Origin of the sequence: Blastomonas sp. (assembly GCF_030373265.1) — a bacterium.
GTDB lineage: Bacteria > Pseudomonadota > Alphaproteobacteria > Sphingomonadales > Sphingomonadaceae > Blastomonas.
On record NZ_JAUCZC010000005.1, the window covers coordinates 11,657 to 27,552 of the forward strand.

15 protein-coding genes are annotated in these 15,896 nt (G+C 64.2%); 11 read left to right on the top strand and 4 right to left on the bottom strand.

Going from position 1 to position 15,896, the window contains the following annotated elements:
• Positions 1 to 81 precede the first annotated feature (81 nt).
• The 3 genes from QUV11_RS04290 to QUV11_RS04300 are packed head-to-tail and all read left to right on the top strand — an operon-like array spanning position 82 to position 8,527.
• Positions 82 to 2,061, top strand: a complete 1,980-nt coding sequence (locus tag QUV11_RS04290; protein ID WP_300880863.1) for a heme-binding protein — start codon at positions 82 to 84, stop codon at positions 2,059 to 2,061.
• Complete coding sequence (locus QUV11_RS04295; RefSeq protein WP_300880729.1) at positions 2,062 to 4,224, top strand: hypothetical protein; 2,163 nt, start codon at positions 2,062 to 2,064, stop codon at positions 4,222 to 4,224. It begins immediately after the preceding gene.
• Positions 4,205 to 8,527 (top strand): hypothetical protein, encoded by a 4,323-nt coding sequence (locus tag QUV11_RS04300; protein WP_300880730.1) that lies wholly within the window; start codon positions 4,205 to 4,207, stop codon positions 8,525 to 8,527. Before QUV11_RS04295 ends, QUV11_RS04300 begins: the two co-directional genes overlap by 20 nt.
• A gap of 29 nt (positions 8,528 to 8,556) precedes the next feature.
• Here the strand turns inward: QUV11_RS04300 and QUV11_RS04305 are convergent, their stop codons facing one another.
• Both QUV11_RS04305 and QUV11_RS04310 read right to left on the bottom strand, forming a co-directional pair.
• Positions 8,557 to 8,889: a hypothetical protein gene (locus tag QUV11_RS04305; RefSeq protein ID WP_300880731.1), complete on the bottom strand. Its 333-nt coding sequence runs from the start codon at positions 8,887 to 8,889 to the stop codon at positions 8,557 to 8,559.
• The gene (locus tag QUV11_RS04310) at positions 8,886 to 9,071 is read right to left on the bottom strand and encodes a hypothetical protein (RefSeq protein ID WP_300880732.1); all 186 of its coding nucleotides are present in this window, start codon (positions 9,069 to 9,071) and stop codon (positions 8,886 to 8,888) included. Before QUV11_RS04310 ends, QUV11_RS04305 begins: the two co-directional genes overlap by 4 nt.
• Before the next feature lie 122 nt (positions 9,072 to 9,193).
• On the opposite strand from QUV11_RS04310, the gene QUV11_RS04315 reads away from it, so the two are divergent.
• From QUV11_RS04315 to QUV11_RS04325, 3 genes are all read left to right on the top strand, one after another.
• The gene (locus QUV11_RS04315; RefSeq protein WP_300880733.1) at positions 9,194 to 9,901 is read left to right on the top strand and encodes a S24 family peptidase; all 708 of its coding nucleotides are present in this window, start codon (positions 9,194 to 9,196) and stop codon (positions 9,899 to 9,901) included.
• Positions 9,902 to 9,991: 90 nt separating this feature from the next.
• Positions 9,992 to 10,717, top strand: coding sequence for a hypothetical protein (locus QUV11_RS04320; RefSeq protein WP_300880734.1), 726 nt, complete (start codon positions 9,992 to 9,994; stop codon positions 10,715 to 10,717).
• 69 nt (positions 10,718 to 10,786) lie between these two features.
• Positions 10,787 to 11,464 carry an MBL fold metallo-hydrolase gene (locus QUV11_RS04325; protein WP_300880735.1) on the top strand — a complete coding sequence of 226 codons (678 nt, stop codon included), beginning with the start codon at positions 10,787 to 10,789 and terminating at the stop codon, positions 11,462 to 11,464.
• A 134-nt stretch (positions 11,465 to 11,598) separates the two neighbouring features.
• Here QUV11_RS04325 and QUV11_RS04330 read toward each other — a convergent pair whose 3' ends face one another.
• Positions 11,599 to 11,997, bottom strand: a complete 399-nt coding sequence (locus QUV11_RS04330; protein WP_289619968.1) for an MAPEG family protein — start codon at positions 11,995 to 11,997, stop codon at positions 11,599 to 11,601.
• 221 nt (positions 11,998 to 12,218) lie between these two features.
• Here QUV11_RS04330 and rpmF point away from each other — a divergent pair, with 221 nt between their 5' ends.
• The 5 genes from rpmF to QUV11_RS04355 all read left to right on the top strand — a co-directional run bounded on the left by rpmF (position 12,219) and on the right by QUV11_RS04355 (position 15,357).
• The gene (rpmF, locus tag QUV11_RS04335; protein WP_188513650.1) at positions 12,219 to 12,395 is read left to right on the top strand and encodes a 50S ribosomal protein L32; all 177 of its coding nucleotides are present in this window, start codon (positions 12,219 to 12,221) and stop codon (positions 12,393 to 12,395) included.
• A gap of 49 nt (positions 12,396 to 12,444) precedes the next feature.
• Positions 12,445 to 13,515, top strand: a complete 1,071-nt coding sequence (plsX, locus tag QUV11_RS04340) for a phosphate acyltransferase PlsX (RefSeq protein WP_300880736.1) — start codon at positions 12,445 to 12,447, stop codon at positions 13,513 to 13,515.
• Positions 13,512 to 14,504 carry a beta-ketoacyl-ACP synthase III gene (locus QUV11_RS04345; protein ID WP_300880737.1) on the top strand — a complete coding sequence of 331 codons (993 nt, stop codon included), beginning with the start codon at positions 13,512 to 13,514 and terminating at the stop codon, positions 14,502 to 14,504. The genes plsX and QUV11_RS04345 overlap by 4 nt, the downstream gene beginning before the upstream one ends.
• 119 nt (positions 14,505 to 14,623) lie before the next feature.
• On the top strand, positions 14,624 to 14,923 hold the full coding sequence (locus QUV11_RS04350; protein ID WP_300880738.1) for an integration host factor subunit alpha: 300 nt from the start codon (positions 14,624 to 14,626) through the stop codon (positions 14,921 to 14,923).
• 50 nt (positions 14,924 to 14,973) lie between these two features.
• Complete coding sequence (locus QUV11_RS04355) at positions 14,974 to 15,357, top strand: MerR family transcriptional regulator (RefSeq protein WP_300880739.1); 384 nt, start codon at positions 14,974 to 14,976, stop codon at positions 15,355 to 15,357.
• A gap of 9 nt (positions 15,358 to 15,366) precedes the next feature.
• Here the strand turns inward: QUV11_RS04355 and QUV11_RS04360 are convergent, their stop codons facing one another.
• Positions 15,367 to 15,891, bottom strand: coding sequence for a GNAT family N-acetyltransferase (locus QUV11_RS04360; protein WP_300880740.1), 525 nt, complete (start codon positions 15,889 to 15,891; stop codon positions 15,367 to 15,369).
• Between the last annotated feature and the right edge of the window lie 5 nt (positions 15,892 to 15,896).

Below are 15,896 nucleotides of genomic sequence, written 5' to 3' on the forward strand. Positions count from 1 at the left end.
GAGTTTCCAGGTGCCTGATGGGATCGTCGCTATAGGGGCCGCAGAGCGCTTTGCCCGGCCCGCGCAGGGCTTTGCGGCATGATGCGCGTCGGCAAGATGGCGACGTCGCTGGCGGCGATGGCACTGGTGCTCACCTCGTGCGGAGGCGGCAACAGCAGCGGCACCACGCCCGCGCCCAGCCCGACGCCGACCCCCAATCCGGCTCCGCCACCTGCCGGCGGCAACTTCGTCGCGCCCGCACAAGAATCGCTCAGCGTTGCCGAAGTGCAGACCATCATCGCGCAGGCGGTGAGCGAGGCACAGCGCCGCAACCTGCCTTCGGTGATCGCGGTCGTCGACCGGGTCGGCAATGTGCTCGGGGTCTTCCGGATGAACGGCGCGCGCGCGATGGCGCGAACCAGCGCGATGACCGAAGCGGGATTGAACAGCCCCTTGGTCGATGCGCAGGGGCTCGACGTCCCTGCCGAGATGGCGGCGATCTCCAAGGCGGTGACCGGGGCGTATCTGTCGAGCGGCGGCAACGCGTTTTCGAGCCGCACCGCCAGCCAGATCGTCCAGCAGCACTTCCCGCCTGCGCCGTCCACGCGCGGGCTGGAAAGCGGACCGCTGTTCGGGGTGCAGTTCAGCCAGCTGCCGTGTTCGGATCTCAACGCGCGCTTCCAATCAGCGGGCGGCGCATCGGCGCTGATCGGGCCCAAACGCGCACCTTTGGGGCTCGCAGCCGACCCCGGCGGGTTGCCGCTCTACAAGAACGGTGTGGTGGTAGGGGCCATCGGAGTGATGGGCGACGGCGACTACGGCTTCGACCCCAACATCCTCGACCGCGACATCGACCCCGAAGAAGCGATCGCGTTTGCCGGCACGCAAGGCTTTGCTGCCGCGGAAGCCATCCGCGCCGACCGGATCACGGTCGATGGCACCAGCTTGCGGTTCAGCGACATTCTCGCCAGCGACATCGGGGCGGTCTCGGGCAACTTCGCCGCTATCAACGGCAGCGCAGGCGCGATTGTCGCGGTGCGCGGCTACAGCACCGCGACGATCATCGCGGGCACGCCTTACGGCACCGAGGCATCGGGCATCCGCGCCGCGCGCGCAGCCGAGTTCAGCAACTCCGATGCCTTCATCCTGACCGATGGCGCGGGCAACAACCGTTATCCGATCCGCGCCGGGACCGACACCGCTAGCAATTCGCAGCCGCTGACCGCTGCCGAGGTTCGTGCGATCCTGGAAGAGGCGTTCACCGTGCTGACCCGCGCGCGTGCGCAGATCCGCCGGCCGCTCGACAGCCGGATGCAGGCTTCGATCTCGGTTGTCGACACGCATGGCGAAGTTCTGGGTGTGGTCCGCTCGCCGGATGCACCGATCTTCGGAATTGACGTGTCGCTGCAGAAGGCCCGCACCGCAATGTTCTTCTCGAACTCGCGCGCTGCGGCCAATCTGATGTCGGCAGGCGGCGGCGTTGCGCCGTTCGTTGCGGCGATGCGGACATTCTTGGGTGATCCCAATTCGCTCACGGGCACCATCGCTTATGGCAACCGCAGCGTCGGCAATCTGGCGCGTCCCTATTTCCCCGATGGCGAGCTTGGCCGTCCGCCAGGCCCGCTGTCGCGGCCGATCGACGATTTCAACCCGTTTGCCGTGGGTCTGCAGGTGCAACTGGTCGCCGCGAACATCATCCAGCATTCGCAGTTCGTCTCGGGCGCCTCGCCGACCGATACTGCACAGCGCTGCACCGCCTTGCCCGATACGGTCCAAGGCCAGAACCGGCTCGAGAACGGCATCCAGATCTTCCCCGGCGCGGTTCCGATCTATCGCGGCAACGTGCTGGTCGGCGGAATCGGGGTTTCGGGCGACGGCATCGACCAGGACGACATGGTCAGCTTTCTGGGGTTGAACAACGGCGGTGCGCGAGTCGGCGGCGTCGGCAATGCGCCCAAGGATATCCGCGCAGACCGGGTGGTGGTGAACCTTGGCAATGCTCAGGTCCGCCTGCGCTATGTCAGCTGCCCGTTCGCGCCGTTCCTCGATACCAACCAGCAAAATGTCTGCGAGGGGCTGTAGATGTCAGCACCTTTCGTCGCCCTGATCCCGATTTTGGCATTGGCCGGGAATGGCGGCGAAGCTGTGGATTCGGGTGCCGGGCCCTGCGCACGCAGCGACCAGCAGTCCGCAATCCTGGCGCTGGCCAAGGCGGATGTCGGGCGTGGAACTGCGATCGTGCGGATCGCCCAGCATCTCGAGACGATCAAACCGCAGCTAGCAGCGCCTCGCCGTACGGCACTGGCCCCGGCGCCGCATCGGTTGGGCTCGCCGCGGCTGACGGGCGGCGGTGATGCCGCATTCTGGGGGCGCGAAGCAGACGTGCTGCTGCTGACCGCAGATCAGGAAGCACCCACACCCGGTTCGGTCGAGCCTGACACGCGCAATCCCGATACCATCGATGCCGACGAGGCGCTGATCGATGATCGCCGCCGTCCCGGTGTGGAAAAGCAGCTGCCCGATCGGGTGACGCAGGACAATCCGGGGGCAGTGCGCGCGCCTGCGCCCGAAGCCTTTCCGACCGACGAGTTCCCGGTGCCCGATCGCTGGCGCATCGTCACCTCGCTGTGTCCGACCAAGACCGGCGACCAGTCGATCTATGCGCTCTATCCCAATCTTTCGAACGTCTGCCGGTCGAAGCTGGACCCCTATCACCAGAACATCCTGAAGGGTGACCGGCCGCTGCCCGAAGGCAAGCGCCCCGGCTTCCTCAAGGAAGACGACTGGTTCTTCGTCGCCAACGTCATCTCGGACACCGTCGTCGAGCCGCGCAGCTTCCCGACGCCGGTGGGCGTTCAGACGACCACGCGGCCCGACAGCCTCGATGTGTTCGGTCGCGCGGATTCGCTGGTACTCGCGCAGACCGTTATTGCCGGGTTTGCGCTGATCAAGGGCGAGACGACGTACAAGCCGCCTGCGATCGAATATCGCCTCACGCTCGCGGCGCAGGTCAACCATGTCGATGTCAACGAGCGGCGCATCCTGTTCGTCGAGCCATCGAAGCCGACGCACCGCACCGATCATTTCGTTGGCATCCAGGAAGCGTTCATCGACTATCACCTCGGCCAGTACGATACCTCGCGCTACGACTTCATCTCGTTGCGCGCAGGGATCCAGCCGATGCAGGCCGATTTTCGCGGCTTCCTGTTCCAGGACAACCAGCTGGGAATCCGGCTGTTCGGCAACCGCGACAACAACCGCTTCCAGTTCAACCTGGGCGCCTTCTGGCGGCTGGAGAAGGACACCAATTCGGGCCTGAACAGCGTGGTCGAAACGCCGCGTGACGACTGGGTGTTCTTCGCGAACGCCTATCGCCAAGACTTTCCGGTGGTCGGCCTGACCAGCCAGGTGTCGGTCACCTACAACATGAACCGCGAGGGTGGCCGCGAGCTCAAGATCGACGACAATGGCTTCCCGGTGCGCCCCGCGCTGCTTGGCGACCTGCGCTCGCGCGAATACGACGTGGTGTATCTGGGCTATGCCGTCGATGGCCGGGTGGGGCGCATCAACCTGACGGGGCAGGTTTATGGCGCGTTCGGCGAGGACCGCAACAGCTTCTTCACCAGCCGCAAGGCCGACATTCGCTCGTATTTCGGCGCGGCGGAAGTCAGCTATGACTATGACTGGGCGCGTTTTCGGCTGCAGGGTCTGTTCGCCAGCGGCGACGGTGACCCGTATAATGACACCGAGGCCGGGTTCGATGCGATCTTCGAAAACCCGATCTTCGCCGGCGCCGACACCAGCTACTGGATCCGCCAGGTCATTCCCTTTGCCGGCGGCGGCCGCGCGGTCGGCATCAATGGCCGCAACGGCATCCTCAATTCGCTGCGCTCGTCCAAGGAACAGGGCCAGTCGAACTTCAACAACCCCGGCACCGTGCTGCTGGGCGCGGGCGCGGATTTCGACCTCAGTGCGACCACCCGGCTGTCGACCAACGTCAACCATCTGTGGTTCCACAAGACCGATACGCTCGAGGCGTTGCGCCAGGAGGGCACGGTGCCCAGCTCGATCGGTCTCGATGCTTCGGCGGCTTTTATCTGGCGTCCCAACGCCAACCAGAACCTCGTCTTCCGCCTCTCCGGCGCGGTGTTCGACCCATCCAAGGGTTTCCGCGACCTGTTCACCCAATCGGGCAAGTCAGACCTCTTTTATTCGGTGCTGTTCAATGCAATTCTGGCGTACTGACCGGGCGCGCGGAAACGCGCCAGCCTTCAATAGGGGGGCCTTCAATAGGGGGGGCTTCAACTGGAAGCTGCTGCTGGCGGGCCTGCTGCTCGTCACCCTGAGTACGCTGCCGGCCGATCAGGTGCTCGCATCGGGCAAGGAAAAGGCGCAGAAGGTCAAGTATACCTTCACCGCGCCCGCGCCTGCGAACCAGGAATGGCCCGAGGCCGACGCCAAGAGCGCGGGTTGCCAGAGCTGCCATACCGCCAGCGACCACAAGACGATGCACGCATCGCCCGCCGTGGTGCTGGGCTGCACCGATTGCCATGGCGGCGACGCCGCGATCATGGGCGACAACGCCTGGGGCCGCGAGAGTCTGCCTTATCAGGACGCGCTGATGAAGAGCCACGTCCTGCCCAAATATCCGGTGGCGTGGAAATGGCCGTCTTCGGCCAACCCTCAGCGGTCGTACGCACTGCTCGCCAAGGAAGCGCCCGAGTTCATCCGCTTCGTCAATCCGTCCGATTACCGCGTGGTGCGCGAATCTTGCGGCGCCTGCCATATCGAGATCATCGAGGCCTCCGAACGCTCGCTGATGGCGACCGGCGCGATGCTGTGGGGCGGCGCGGCGTACAACAACGGCATTGTGCCGTTCAAGAACTACATCTTTGGCGAGGCCTTCACCCGCGACGGCAAGCCGGCGATGATCAAGTCGGCGGCGACCGAAGAGGGGCAGCCGCACGGCACCGTGACCGCAGCGGAAAAGGCGCGCGGCGCGCTGCCGGTGATGTACCCGCTGCCGACCTGGCACATTCTGCCGCCGGGCGACATCTTCCGCGTGTTTGAACGCGGCGGACGCAACATCAACTCGCAATTCCCCGAAATCGGTCTGCCCAATATCGGCGGCATCATCCAGCGGCTGGAAGAGCCGGGCCGTCCCGATCTCAAGCAGTCCAACCGGGGACCCGGCACGGGCCTTCGCGTCGCGGTGCCGGTGATCAACATCCACAAGACCCGGCTCAACGATCCGTTCCTGTGGCAGATGGGCACCAACGACCAGCCGGGCGATTATCGGGCTTCGGGCTGCGCGGCGTGCCATGTCGTCTATGCCAACGACCGCGAGCCGCGACACAGCCTGATCTACGCCAAATACGGCCGCGACGGCCAGACGATCACCGACGACCCGACGATCAACACGCTGACCGAGGGCCAGAAACGCCCGGGCCGCTATGGTACCTATGATGCGGCGGAGCACCATGACGATCATGGCGGCGGGGGGCATGGCGGCGATCATGGCACCACCCTGGCCGAAGGCGCCAGCGAGCATGGCGCGTCGCACGGCGGTGAGGCCGCTCATGCGGAGAAGGCCGCGTTCAAGGAAAAGGGCCACCCGCTCAAGCACGCCTTCACCCGTGCGATCCCGACCGCGCAGTGCATGAACTGCCACATGCACCAGCCCAACATCTTCCTGAACAGCTATCTCGGCTACACGATGTGGGATTATGAATCCGACGCGCCGCTGATGTGGCCGGGGCCCGAGAACCGCGCGCCCAAACCCGAGGGCATGTCGGAGGAAGAGTATCAGCGGGTCTACAAGCAGCAGCATTATCCCACCGCCAAGGAAGTGCGTGCGACGCTCGACCGCAATCCCGAGGGTGCAGCCGCGCGCGGCCTGTGGTCGGACATCGAGTTCGTGCGCAATGTCTATGACCTCAATACCGAGGCAAAGGACACGCAGTTTGCCGATTATCACGGCCATGGCTGGAACTTCCGCGCAATCCTGAAGCGCGACCGGAAGGGCAATCTGCTTGATGCGGAAGGCAATATGGCGACCTGGGGCACCGATACCGCCAATATGGTTTCGCCCGATGATCCCGAGAAATTCCGCAAGGCAGGCGAGGGCAAGTTCGTCCCCGTCGGCACCAATCCGGGCAAATCGGTCCACATGATGGACATCCATGCCGAGCTTGGCATGCAGTGCGTCGATTGCCACTTCAGCCAGGACGGCCACGGCAACGGCCTGATCTATGGCGAGGTCGCCAATGCGGTCGAGATCGGCTGCAAGGATTGCCACGGCACCCCCGATGCGTACCCGACGCTGTTCACCTCCAACCTCGCCGCGCGGCCCAAGGGCAACAACCTTGCGCTGATCCGCAACCCCGATGGCCAGCGCCGGTTCGAGTGGATGAAGGACGCGACCGGCAAGCGCGTGCTGCTGCAGCGCTCGGTGCTCGACCCCGAATTGTCGTGGCAGGTCAGCCTGGTCAAGGACGCGGTCGATCCCGCCAGCCCCGATTTCAACGCCAAGGCGGCGCGCTCCAAGCTGATGGCCAAGCAGGGTTCGGACACCGGCACGTACAGCTTCGGGCCTTCCGTCGCCAAGGCCGACCGCGCGCACGACACCGAAGAGATGGCGTGCTTCACCTGTCACCTCAGCTGGACGACATCGTGCGGTGGTTGCCATCTGCCGATCGAGGCCAACTGGAAGGCCAAGGTCCACAAATACGAGGAAGACGAAACGCGCAACTACGCGACCTACAATCCGCAGGTCGCGCGCGACGAGATGTTCCAGATTGGCCGCCACCAGACCAGCAAGGGCAACATCATCGCCCCGATCCGCTCGACTTCGGCGCTGATCCTGTCGTCGACCAACATCAACCGCGAGCGCATCTATGTGCAGCAGCCGCCGATCTCGGCGCCCGGCTTCTCATCCCAGGCGTTCGCGCCGCACTTCCCGCACACGGTGCGCAAGACCGAGACCAAGCAGTGCTCGGACTGCCATCTGAGCGCGGCCAACGACAACAATGCGGTGATGTCGCAGTTGCTGCTGCTCGGCACCAACTTCGTCAACTTCGTGGGCTTGAACAGCTGGTTCGGGCTCGAAGGCGGCTTCGAGGCGGTGCGCGTGACCGAATGGGACGAGCCGCAGGCGGTGATCGGATCGTATCTCCATCGTTACGCCTATCCCGATTACTACAAATTGCACGTCGAACAGAATGGCCGCGAGCTCAAGAACTGGACGCGCGGCAAGACCTTCGATGCCAAGTTCTCGGGCGAATCTTACGCGCTCGAGGAGTTCGCCAATGTCGTGCAGAACACATCTGGCCGGGTGACCTGCCTGCAGAACCGCGGCGAATATATGTTCGTGGCCGAAGGCAAGGGCGGCTTCCGCGCCTATGACATCGCCTCGATCGGCAACAAGGGCTTTTCCGAACGCATCATCCGCGCGCCGTTCTCCTCGCTGGGGCATGACACGCATGTGAAGACGACGAACGCCACCTGCATGGCGATCGCCACCACCCAGCCGATCGCGCCGACGCGCAACACGCCGGAGATGCGCGAGGCTAACCAGGAACAGCCGTTCCGCGCTGTCTATCATTACGCCTTCGTCACCGACAGCGTCGAAGGGTTGATTGCGGTCAACATCGATACGCTCGCCGATGGCGAGTTCCGCAACAACTTCTTCAAGCGGACGCTGACCTGGAACCCGGACAACGTGCTCAAGGGCGCACGCCATATCACTTTGGCTGGGGACTTTGCCTATATCACCGCCGATGCGGGACTCGTCGTGGTGCGGCTGGCGGATGCTCCGCCCGCCAACGCGCCGCGCGATTTCGATCACTCGAAGCTCAACCCGCAACTGATGGCGGTGCTGCCGCTCACCGATGCGCGCGCGAGCGCGGTGCAGTTCCGCTATCTGTGGGTCACCGATGCCGAGGGCATCAAGCTGTTCGACGTCACGCGGCTCGAGGCGCCTGTCGCGGTGCCGTCGGGCACGGTCCGGCTGGCCGATGCGCGCAAGCTCTATCTGGCGCGCACCTTTGCCTATGTCGCGGCCAAGCAGGACGGGCTGGTGATCATCGACATGACCAACCCTGAGGCGCCGCGCGAATACATGCGGTACAATGCCGGCGGCCTGCTCAACGATGCCGAAGACGTGATCGTCGCGTCGACCAACGCGACATTGTTCGCCTATGTCGCCGATGGCCGCAACGGCATGAAGGTGCTGCAACTGACCTCGCCGTCGAGCCAGCCCAATTTCTATGGCTTCTCGCCCGATCCGCGGCCCGATCTGATCGCGTTCGCTCGGACCCCATCCGCGGCGCTGGCCGTCGCAAAGGGGCTCGATCGGGATCGTGGCGTGGATGAATCAGGCGGGCAGATGGCGGTCTTCGGGCGGCTGGGCTCGCGGCCCTTTACCCGCTCCGAAATGGAGAAGCTGTTCCTCAACAAGAGCGGCAAGCCCTACAAGGTCAGCGACAGTGTGACGATGGCCGACTGGATGGGACCGCGCCCGGCGATGCTGGCCGCCGCTAGGCAATAGGCTGGGTCGATAAAGACGAGCAGGGCGGCTTAGTCCGCCTCAACCGTCAGCGCCTCGATGATCAGCGTCATCGCAGGCGTGCCTTCGCAGCGGCGGTGGGTTTCGGCGACCGCGATGTCGGCGACAAGATGCGCGGATATCGCAAATTCGTGCTCGGGCAGGATATTGGCCAGCCACCGCGCGGTGGTCACGGCCTGTTCGCCCTCGAACCGCAGCCGCATGACGTGGCGCATTTCGGTGAACGTCGCGCTCGCCCAGCTTGTCCCGCGATGCTCCTCGAGCGCGGCATCGCCTTTCGCCAGCGACAGCACGGCGCGGATCAGCGCGGTGGCGGGGTCGTGGCGGATTTTCTGCTGGATCATGCCTGCTCCTGACGATAGATGTTCATGAAATGTTCCACGCGTTGCCGCAGTGCTTCGCGCGGTTCGCGACCGTTGCGCAGGTCGTCGACCAGCCGGGGGTCTCCTGCCGACAAGCGACCGAAGCGGGTGCGCGCCATTCCGGTTTCGCGCAGGAAGATCTCGATGAGGCGCAGCAGCGGCATTTTGCATTCTCCTTCCGGCCTGCGGGGGCGGGGTCCAATTGCGGTAGGATTATTCCTATATGCGATTCGCATGGTGTAGGAAATATCCTTGAAGCGGAAATTGCCTGTGCTATATATCCATTATGGAGACAGACGACGTTCGCCGGATGCTGGAGGCGCTGATCGCGGCGCGCGGGCTGAGCTTTGCCGGCGTCTCGCAACTGCTCGGCAAGAACCCGGCTTACGTGCAGCAGTTCCTCCGCAGGGGCAGCCCCAAAAGGCTTGACGAGCGCGACCGGCGGCTGCTGGCGCAGTTCTTCGGCGTGTCGGAGCAGCAACTGGGCGCCCCCTTTGACACGGCGCCGCTGCCGCCTCGCCGCAGCGGGCCGCAGCGTCAGTTCCCACAACGACCATCGAGCGCGCGCGGTCTGCCGTCGCGGATGCGGCTGATCCCGCGGCTGGCGGTGGGCGCATCGGCTGGGGCAGGGGCCTTGCCCGACAGCGAAGCCCCGCTCGCCGAGATCGCGTTCGACGAGGCGTGGCTGCGCAGGCTGGGTGCGGGGTCGGACGCGGTGACGATGATCCAGGTCGAAGGCGATTCGATGGCGCCGACGCTCAGCGACGGCGACGACATCCTCGTCGCGATGCCCTCCGATGGCCCCGCCCGCCGCCGGGACGGCATCCACGTGCTGCGCATGGACGACGCGCTGATCGTCAAGCGGCTGGCGTTTCGGCCCGACGGGAGGCTGTCGGTGACCTCGGACAATGCGCTGTACCCCAGCTATCCCGATGTCGCGCCGGAGAGCGTTGTGATCGTGGGCAGGGTAATCTGGGCCGGGCGGCGGGTGTGAAACGCGGGAATGTCACAGTTCTGTCATCGTGGCTGGCTAGCTGTCGGCGTCTGGGGGGCTGACACGCTAACTCGATAGAGCCCTTTGCCCATGATCAGATCAATCATTGCCTGCCTGTTCCTGTGCCCGTGCCTTTTCCTGCCAAGCGCCCCGGCGCTGGCATCCAGCACATCGGCTCCTGTTATACCGGAGCCGATGGTGTTCGATATGATCCGGCCGCTCGGAGCCGATAGGGGCGAGTTGGAAGCCAATGTGCTGGCTCTGGCCCCATTGTCGGGGGAACCTCATGTCGTCGAATGGGCCCCGGAAGTCGAATATGCCTTCGCAAAGGGCCATGCGATCGAGGTCGAGCTGCCGTTTGAAAACGGCAACCTTGCGGAGTTCAAGCTGGGCCTGCAGGGCACCTTCGGAACGCTGGACAATGGCAGGGCAATCCATGGCTGGCAGTATCTCGGCGTCTATGACCGTCACGAAAAGCGCGTGTTCAATACCTTCCTCTACATGATTGGACAGCGGTTCAATTCCAGATGGAGTGCGCTGGCGATGGTCGGTGTCGGCGAGATCAGTCCGGGATTTACAAGCGACAAGGACGCTTTGCTGATCAACCATTCAACCTTCTATGATGTCGACGAACGTTCGGTCGCAGGGCTGGAAGTCAACGTGCGCAGCGGCGGCAGGCGATCGCTTAGGGTAACGCCGCAATGGCACCAGAAGCTCGGGCAGCATACCAACCTGCAGTTTGGACTCGGTGTGCACAAGGCGCGCTTCGACGTTGCTCGGCCCGAAGCCGCGGCCCGGCTGATCAGGGAGTTTTGAGACACTCGATCGGCCACGCGCGGCAGGCAATGCCTTGCACCCGCCCTCCATCCTTGCCACATACCGGGCATGGCCAATCCCCCTACCAGCCCCGCCCAGCCGCCCCTTCGCGCCGCGATCATTCCGGTGACGCCGTTGCAGCAGAACTGCACTTTGATGTGGTGCACCGAGACGATGAAGGGTGCGCTGATCGATCCGGGCGGCGATTTGCCCAAGCTCAAGGCGGCAGTGGCGCAGGCCGGGGTGACGCTGGAAAAGCTGCTCGTGACGCATGGCCATATCGACCATTGCGGTGAGACCGGCACGCTGGCCAAGGAACTGGGCCTCAAGATCGAAGGCCCGCACGAGGAGGACCGGTTCTGGATATCGCGGCTCGATGATGATGGCCGCAATTACGGGATTGCTGGCGCGGTGTTCGAGCCAGATCGCTGGCTCGTGGACGGCGACACCGTCACCGTCGGCAATCTGGTGCTCGATGTGATCCATTGCCCGGGCCACACGCCGGGGCACATCGTCTTCCACCATGCGCCGTCGAAGTTGGCAATCGTCGGCGACGTGATCTTCCAGGGATCGATCGGCCGCACCGACTTTCCGCGCGGCAACCATCAGGATCTGATTGATTCGATCACCCAGAAGCTCTGGCCACTGGGCAACGAAACCGTGTTCGTTCCTGGCCATGGTCCGACGAGCAATTTCGGGTTTGAACGCCAGCGGAATGGGTTCGTTGCGGACCACGTGCTGGCTTAACTCTCTCCACTCCCGCTTGCGGGAGGGGCAGGCCCGGCTTGCCGGGCCGGGGTGGGCCTGAAATTCGCGATGTTGCAGGCCCACCCCGGCCTTCGGCCACCCCTCCCGCAAGCGGTAGGGGAGAGTGAGTGGCCTCAAGCCACTGGCAGCACGCTCGCCACATACACCGCATAGCCCGACAGGCCGAGCAGCGTCAGCAATGTCGTCAGCGTGCCGATCATGCGGCCCAGCTTGAATGCACCGCCATCCATGCCCAGGCCATGCGCCAGCCGCCCGATCATATAGACCACGCCGACGATCCACATCCACGTCGCGGCATAGCCCGAGGCTTCGAGGCCTGCGATCAGGATCAGCACGAAGGGGGTGAACTCGACGAAATTGGCCTGCGCGCGCATGCGGCGAATGACGAATTCGTTGCCGCCATCGCCCACGCTAACCTTCTGGCTGGTGCGCACCTGGCCGATGCGGATCGCAAGCCAGATGTTGATCAATCCGGCGGCAGCGGCCATGGTCAGTGTCAGCGGCAGGCTCATGCAAGTTTCCCCTAAGGTTTCGCCGCATGGAAAGCGCGGCAATTTCTGCGGCGGGCCTAGCGTGACAATGCTTGCAACGCACGAGATTTTCGCTATAGCCCCGCCTTCGCACGCGAATGGGCTTTGTTGCTCCACCGGCGGGTTGCGCTTGGCGCGTCCGCTACGGAAAACACGGCAATATCGCATTGATAGACAAGCAATTAAGGTAAGCAGATCCTGCCATGGCTGTTCCTAAAAGAAAAACCTCACCCTCCAAGCGCGGCATGCGTCGCAGCCACGATTCGCTGACCGTCGATGCGTTCAGCGAATGCTCGAACTGTGGTGAACTGAAGCGCCCGCACCACGTGTGCGTCGCATGTGGCCATTACAACGGCCGCGAGGTGCTTGCAGTCGCCTGATCCAGATCAGACGACCTTTGCACTTTTTCAGGGGGATTATCCGGTGCCAATGAAGCCGCGGATCGCGATTGATGCGATGGGCGGTGACGAGGGCGTGCGCGTGATGCTGGGGGGTGCCGCAGAGGCGCGCCACCGGCATGAGCGCTTCACCTTCTTGCTGGTCGGGGACGAAAAGCAGATCAAGGCGGGGCTGGACAACCACCCCAACTTGCGCGCTGCGTCCGAAATCCTGCACACCGACGAAGTCGTTCGTGGCGAGGACAAGCTTGCCCAGGCGTTGCGCAAGTCCAAAAACTCGTCGATGGGGCTTGCCATTCAGGCGGTCAAATCGGGTGATGTCGGCGCTGCGGTCAGCGCGGGCAACACCGGCGCGTTGATGGCGATGGCCAAGCTGGCGCTGCGGACCATGCCCGGGATTGACCGGCCTGCGCTCGCTGCGCTTTTGCCGACGCTTGAAGATACCGATCTGGTGATGCTCGATCTGGGCGCCAACACCGAGTGCGACGCGCGCAATCTGGTGCAGTTCGCGGTGATGGGCGCGGTCTATTCGCAGATCATCTTCGGCTTCGACAAACCCCGCACCCGATTGCTCAATATCGGTACCGAGGATTCCAAGGGCACCGATTCGCTGCGCGATGCCGCCGCTGCGCTACGCGCGGCCAAGCACCTTCCGATGGATTTTCAGGGCTTCACCGAAGCGGACAAATTGTCGCGTGGAGATGTCGATGTCGTCGTGACCGACGGCTTCTCGGGCAACATCGCGCTCAAGTCGCTTGAAGGCACCGCGCGTTTCGTCACCGACCTGCTCAAGCGCAGCTTCCAGTCCTCGCTGCGCTCGAAGATCGGGTTCCTGATCTCGCGCCCGGCGACCGACCTGCTGCGGCACCATCTCGACCCCAACAACCACAATGGCGCCGTTTTCCTCGGCCTCAATGGCGTCGTGGTCAAAAGCCACGGTTCGGCGAGCATCAAGGGCGTCGCCAACGCGGTGGAAGTGGCCGCGCGGCTGGTGGAAGACAATATTACCCAGCGCATTGGCGATGTCCTCAAGGATTTCGACACGAGCGCAATCGCCAGCAACGGCGCCAGCACCAACGGATCGGGCGAATCACCGAAATGACCAATCAGATGCCGGTGACGCGCAGTGTCATCCTGGGTACCGGATCGGCACTGCCTGCCCGGCGGGTCTCCAACGCCGAGCTGGCCGAAACGGTGGACACCAGCGATGGCTGGATCACCGAACGCACCGGCATCAAGTTCCGCTATCTGGCCGGACCCGACGAGACGACCTCGACGCTGGCGATCGGTGCGGCGCGCGCCGCGCTCGAGGCCGCAGGCCTTCAGGGCACGGATGTCGACCTGATCGTGCTGGCCACCGCGACCCCCGACCATACCTTTCCCGCCACCGCTACCAAGGTGCAGGCGGCGCTCGGCATGACGGGTGGGATCGCGTTCGATGTCGCGGCGGTCTGCTCGGGCTTTCTGTACGCGCTCAGCGTGGCCGACAGCATGCTGCGCACCGGCATGGCGCGCCGCGCGCTGGTGATCGGCGCGGAAACCTTCAGCCGCATTCTCGATTGGGAAGACCGCGGAACCTGCGTGCTGTTTGGCGACGGTGCAGGCGCGGTTGTGCTGGGCCTGGAAACCGAAGCTGCGGGCGACGCCGCGCCGCGCGGCATTCTCGCGACGCAACTGCATTCCGATGGCCGCCATCATGATCTGCTTTACGTCGATGGTGGACCTTCGACCACCGGGACGGTGGGCAAGGTGCGGATGCGCGGGCGCGAGGTGTTCCGGCACGCGGTGGTCAATCTCGCCGAGGTGATGGAGCAGGTGATGGTGCCGCTTGGCCTGACCAGCGCGGATATCGACTGGGTCGTACCCCATCAGGCCAACGCCCGTATTCTTGATGCAACCGCGCGCAAGTTGGGCCTCCCGCCCGCAAAGGTGGTGGTGACCGTCGATCAGCATGCCAACACGTCAGCGGCCTCGGTGCCATTGGCGCTCGACACGGCGGTGCGTGATGGACGGATCAAGCGCGGTGACCTTTTGGTGCTGGAAGCGATGGGTGGTGGCCTCACCTGGGGCGCTGCGGTCGTCCGATATTAACGTCGCGTCATTTATTGGGGCAAAAGCCTCAATTTACACCGTTTTAAGGACGAGCCGATTTGCCTTGAACGCTTACATACGTTATCTTCGACCGATTGAGCGGGTGAGGAGAAGGCGGGATGCGATCGGTTGGAACTTTGACACGCGCTGATCTGGCGGACACGATCAATCATCAGATCGGTCTTTCGCGCGCGGATGCCGCGCAAATGGTCGAGTCCGTGCTCGATCATATGACCGATGCCCTCGAGCGCGGCGAGAACGTCAAGATTTCCGGGTTCGGGACCTTTCTTCTGCGCGACAAGGGCGAACGGGTCGGGCGCAATCCCAAGACCGGGGTCGAAGTGCCCATTACCCCGCGCCGCGTCCTCACTTTCCGTGCCAGCCAGATCATGAAGGAAAGGATCATGGCGGGTGACTGATTGCGCTGCCGGTCCCGATCTCTCCCAGCCTCGTGCTTCGGACGTGGTCTATGGCTGATCCTGCCGACGATATTCCCGCGGGCAAGGCCGACGGCGCGATGCGTACCATTGGCGAGGTTTCGGCCGAGCTGGGCGTGAAGCCCCACATCCTACGATATTGGGAAGCCCAGTTCGACACTCTCAAGCCGCTCAAGCGAGCTGGCGGGCGCCGCTATTACCGTGCCCAGGACGTCGCGATGCTGCGGCGGATCGACCACTTGCTCAACCAAGAAGGCTTTACCGTGCGCGGGGCACGGCAGTATCTGGGCCAGCAGGCTCCGGACCAGGCGCCTCGCGTGTCTGAACCGCCCGTGGAGGCGAACGGGGCACCGGTGGATGTTACCGCGCTTCGCGCCATTCGCGACCGCCTCGCTGCGGCGTTGGCAGCCGCCTGACGCGAGCGCTCAATCCAGCGATTTGCGCAGGATCCAGTCGGTGAACGGAACATCGCCGGTCATGAACTGCTGCTGCCCGACCTTTTGGAAACCGAAACGCGCATAGAAACGCTGTGCCGCCACGTTGTTGGTGTAGACGCACAGATACAGCGATGGCGCACCGCGCACGCACGCCTCTTCGACCACCGCCTCGACCAGCCTGCGGCCCAGGCCAGCGCCCTGCCAGCCCGATAGAGTATAGATGCGCTTGAGCTCGAGCGCGCCCGCATCGGGGGGAATGTCGATCTCGGGCGGGCACAGCATCGCATATCCGAGCGGCGCGCCGAGCTGGGTCTCGATCAGCCAGAAAGCGTAATCGGGTTTGCCCAGCCAGTCGGCATAGCGCTGCACGCCGTGTTCATGCGCGCAATGGTCGACCAGCGCCTGGCCGGGATGGTCGGAGGCAAACGCGGTGAGGAAGGTGGCCGCGCCGAGCAGTGCGAGCTTGGGCGCGTCGTCGGACGTCGCCCGTCGCAGGATCGTCTCGGCCGTCATACTAT

What these genes read in the sequence shown, in the direction of transcription:
- QUV11_RS04290 (WP_300880863.1), top strand. Translation starts at nt 82, where the DNA reads ATGCGCGTCGGCAAGATGGCGACGTCGCTGGCGGCGATGGCACTGGTG.
- QUV11_RS04295 (WP_300880729.1), top strand. Translation starts at nt 2,062, where the DNA reads ATGTCAGCACCTTTCGTCGCCCTGATCCCGATTTTGGCATTGGCCGGG.
- QUV11_RS04300 (WP_300880730.1), top strand. Translation starts at nt 4,205, where the DNA reads ATGCAATTCTGGCGTACTGACCGGGCGCGCGGAAACGCGCCAGCCTTC.
- QUV11_RS04305 (WP_300880731.1), bottom strand. Translation starts at nt 8,889, where the DNA reads ATGATCCAGCAGAAAATCCGCCACGACCCCGCCACCGCGCTGATCCGC.
- QUV11_RS04310 (WP_300880732.1), bottom strand. Translation starts at nt 9,071, where the DNA reads ATGCCGCTGCTGCGCCTCATCGAGATCTTCCTGCGCGAAACCGGAATG.
- QUV11_RS04315 (WP_300880733.1), top strand. Translation starts at nt 9,194, where the DNA reads ATGGAGACAGACGACGTTCGCCGGATGCTGGAGGCGCTGATCGCGGCG.
- QUV11_RS04320 (WP_300880734.1), top strand. Translation starts at nt 9,992, where the DNA reads ATGATCAGATCAATCATTGCCTGCCTGTTCCTGTGCCCGTGCCTTTTC.
- QUV11_RS04325 (WP_300880735.1), top strand. Translation starts at nt 10,787, where the DNA reads ATGGCCAATCCCCCTACCAGCCCCGCCCAGCCGCCCCTTCGCGCCGCG.
- QUV11_RS04330 (WP_289619968.1), bottom strand. Translation starts at nt 11,997, where the DNA reads ATGAGCCTGCCGCTGACACTGACCATGGCCGCTGCCGCCGGATTGATC.
- rpmF (WP_188513650.1), top strand. Translation starts at nt 12,219, where the DNA reads ATGGCTGTTCCTAAAAGAAAAACCTCACCCTCCAAGCGCGGCATGCGT.
- plsX (WP_300880736.1), top strand. Translation starts at nt 12,445, where the DNA reads ATGAAGCCGCGGATCGCGATTGATGCGATGGGCGGTGACGAGGGCGTG.
- QUV11_RS04345 (WP_300880737.1), top strand. Translation starts at nt 13,512, where the DNA reads ATGACCAATCAGATGCCGGTGACGCGCAGTGTCATCCTGGGTACCGGA.
- QUV11_RS04350 (WP_300880738.1), top strand. Translation starts at nt 14,624, where the DNA reads ATGCGATCGGTTGGAACTTTGACACGCGCTGATCTGGCGGACACGATC.
- QUV11_RS04355 (WP_300880739.1), top strand. Translation starts at nt 14,974, where the DNA reads ATGGCTGATCCTGCCGACGATATTCCCGCGGGCAAGGCCGACGGCGCG.
- QUV11_RS04360 (WP_300880740.1), bottom strand. Translation starts at nt 15,891, where the DNA reads ATGACGGCCGAGACGATCCTGCGACGGGCGACGTCCGACGACGCGCCC.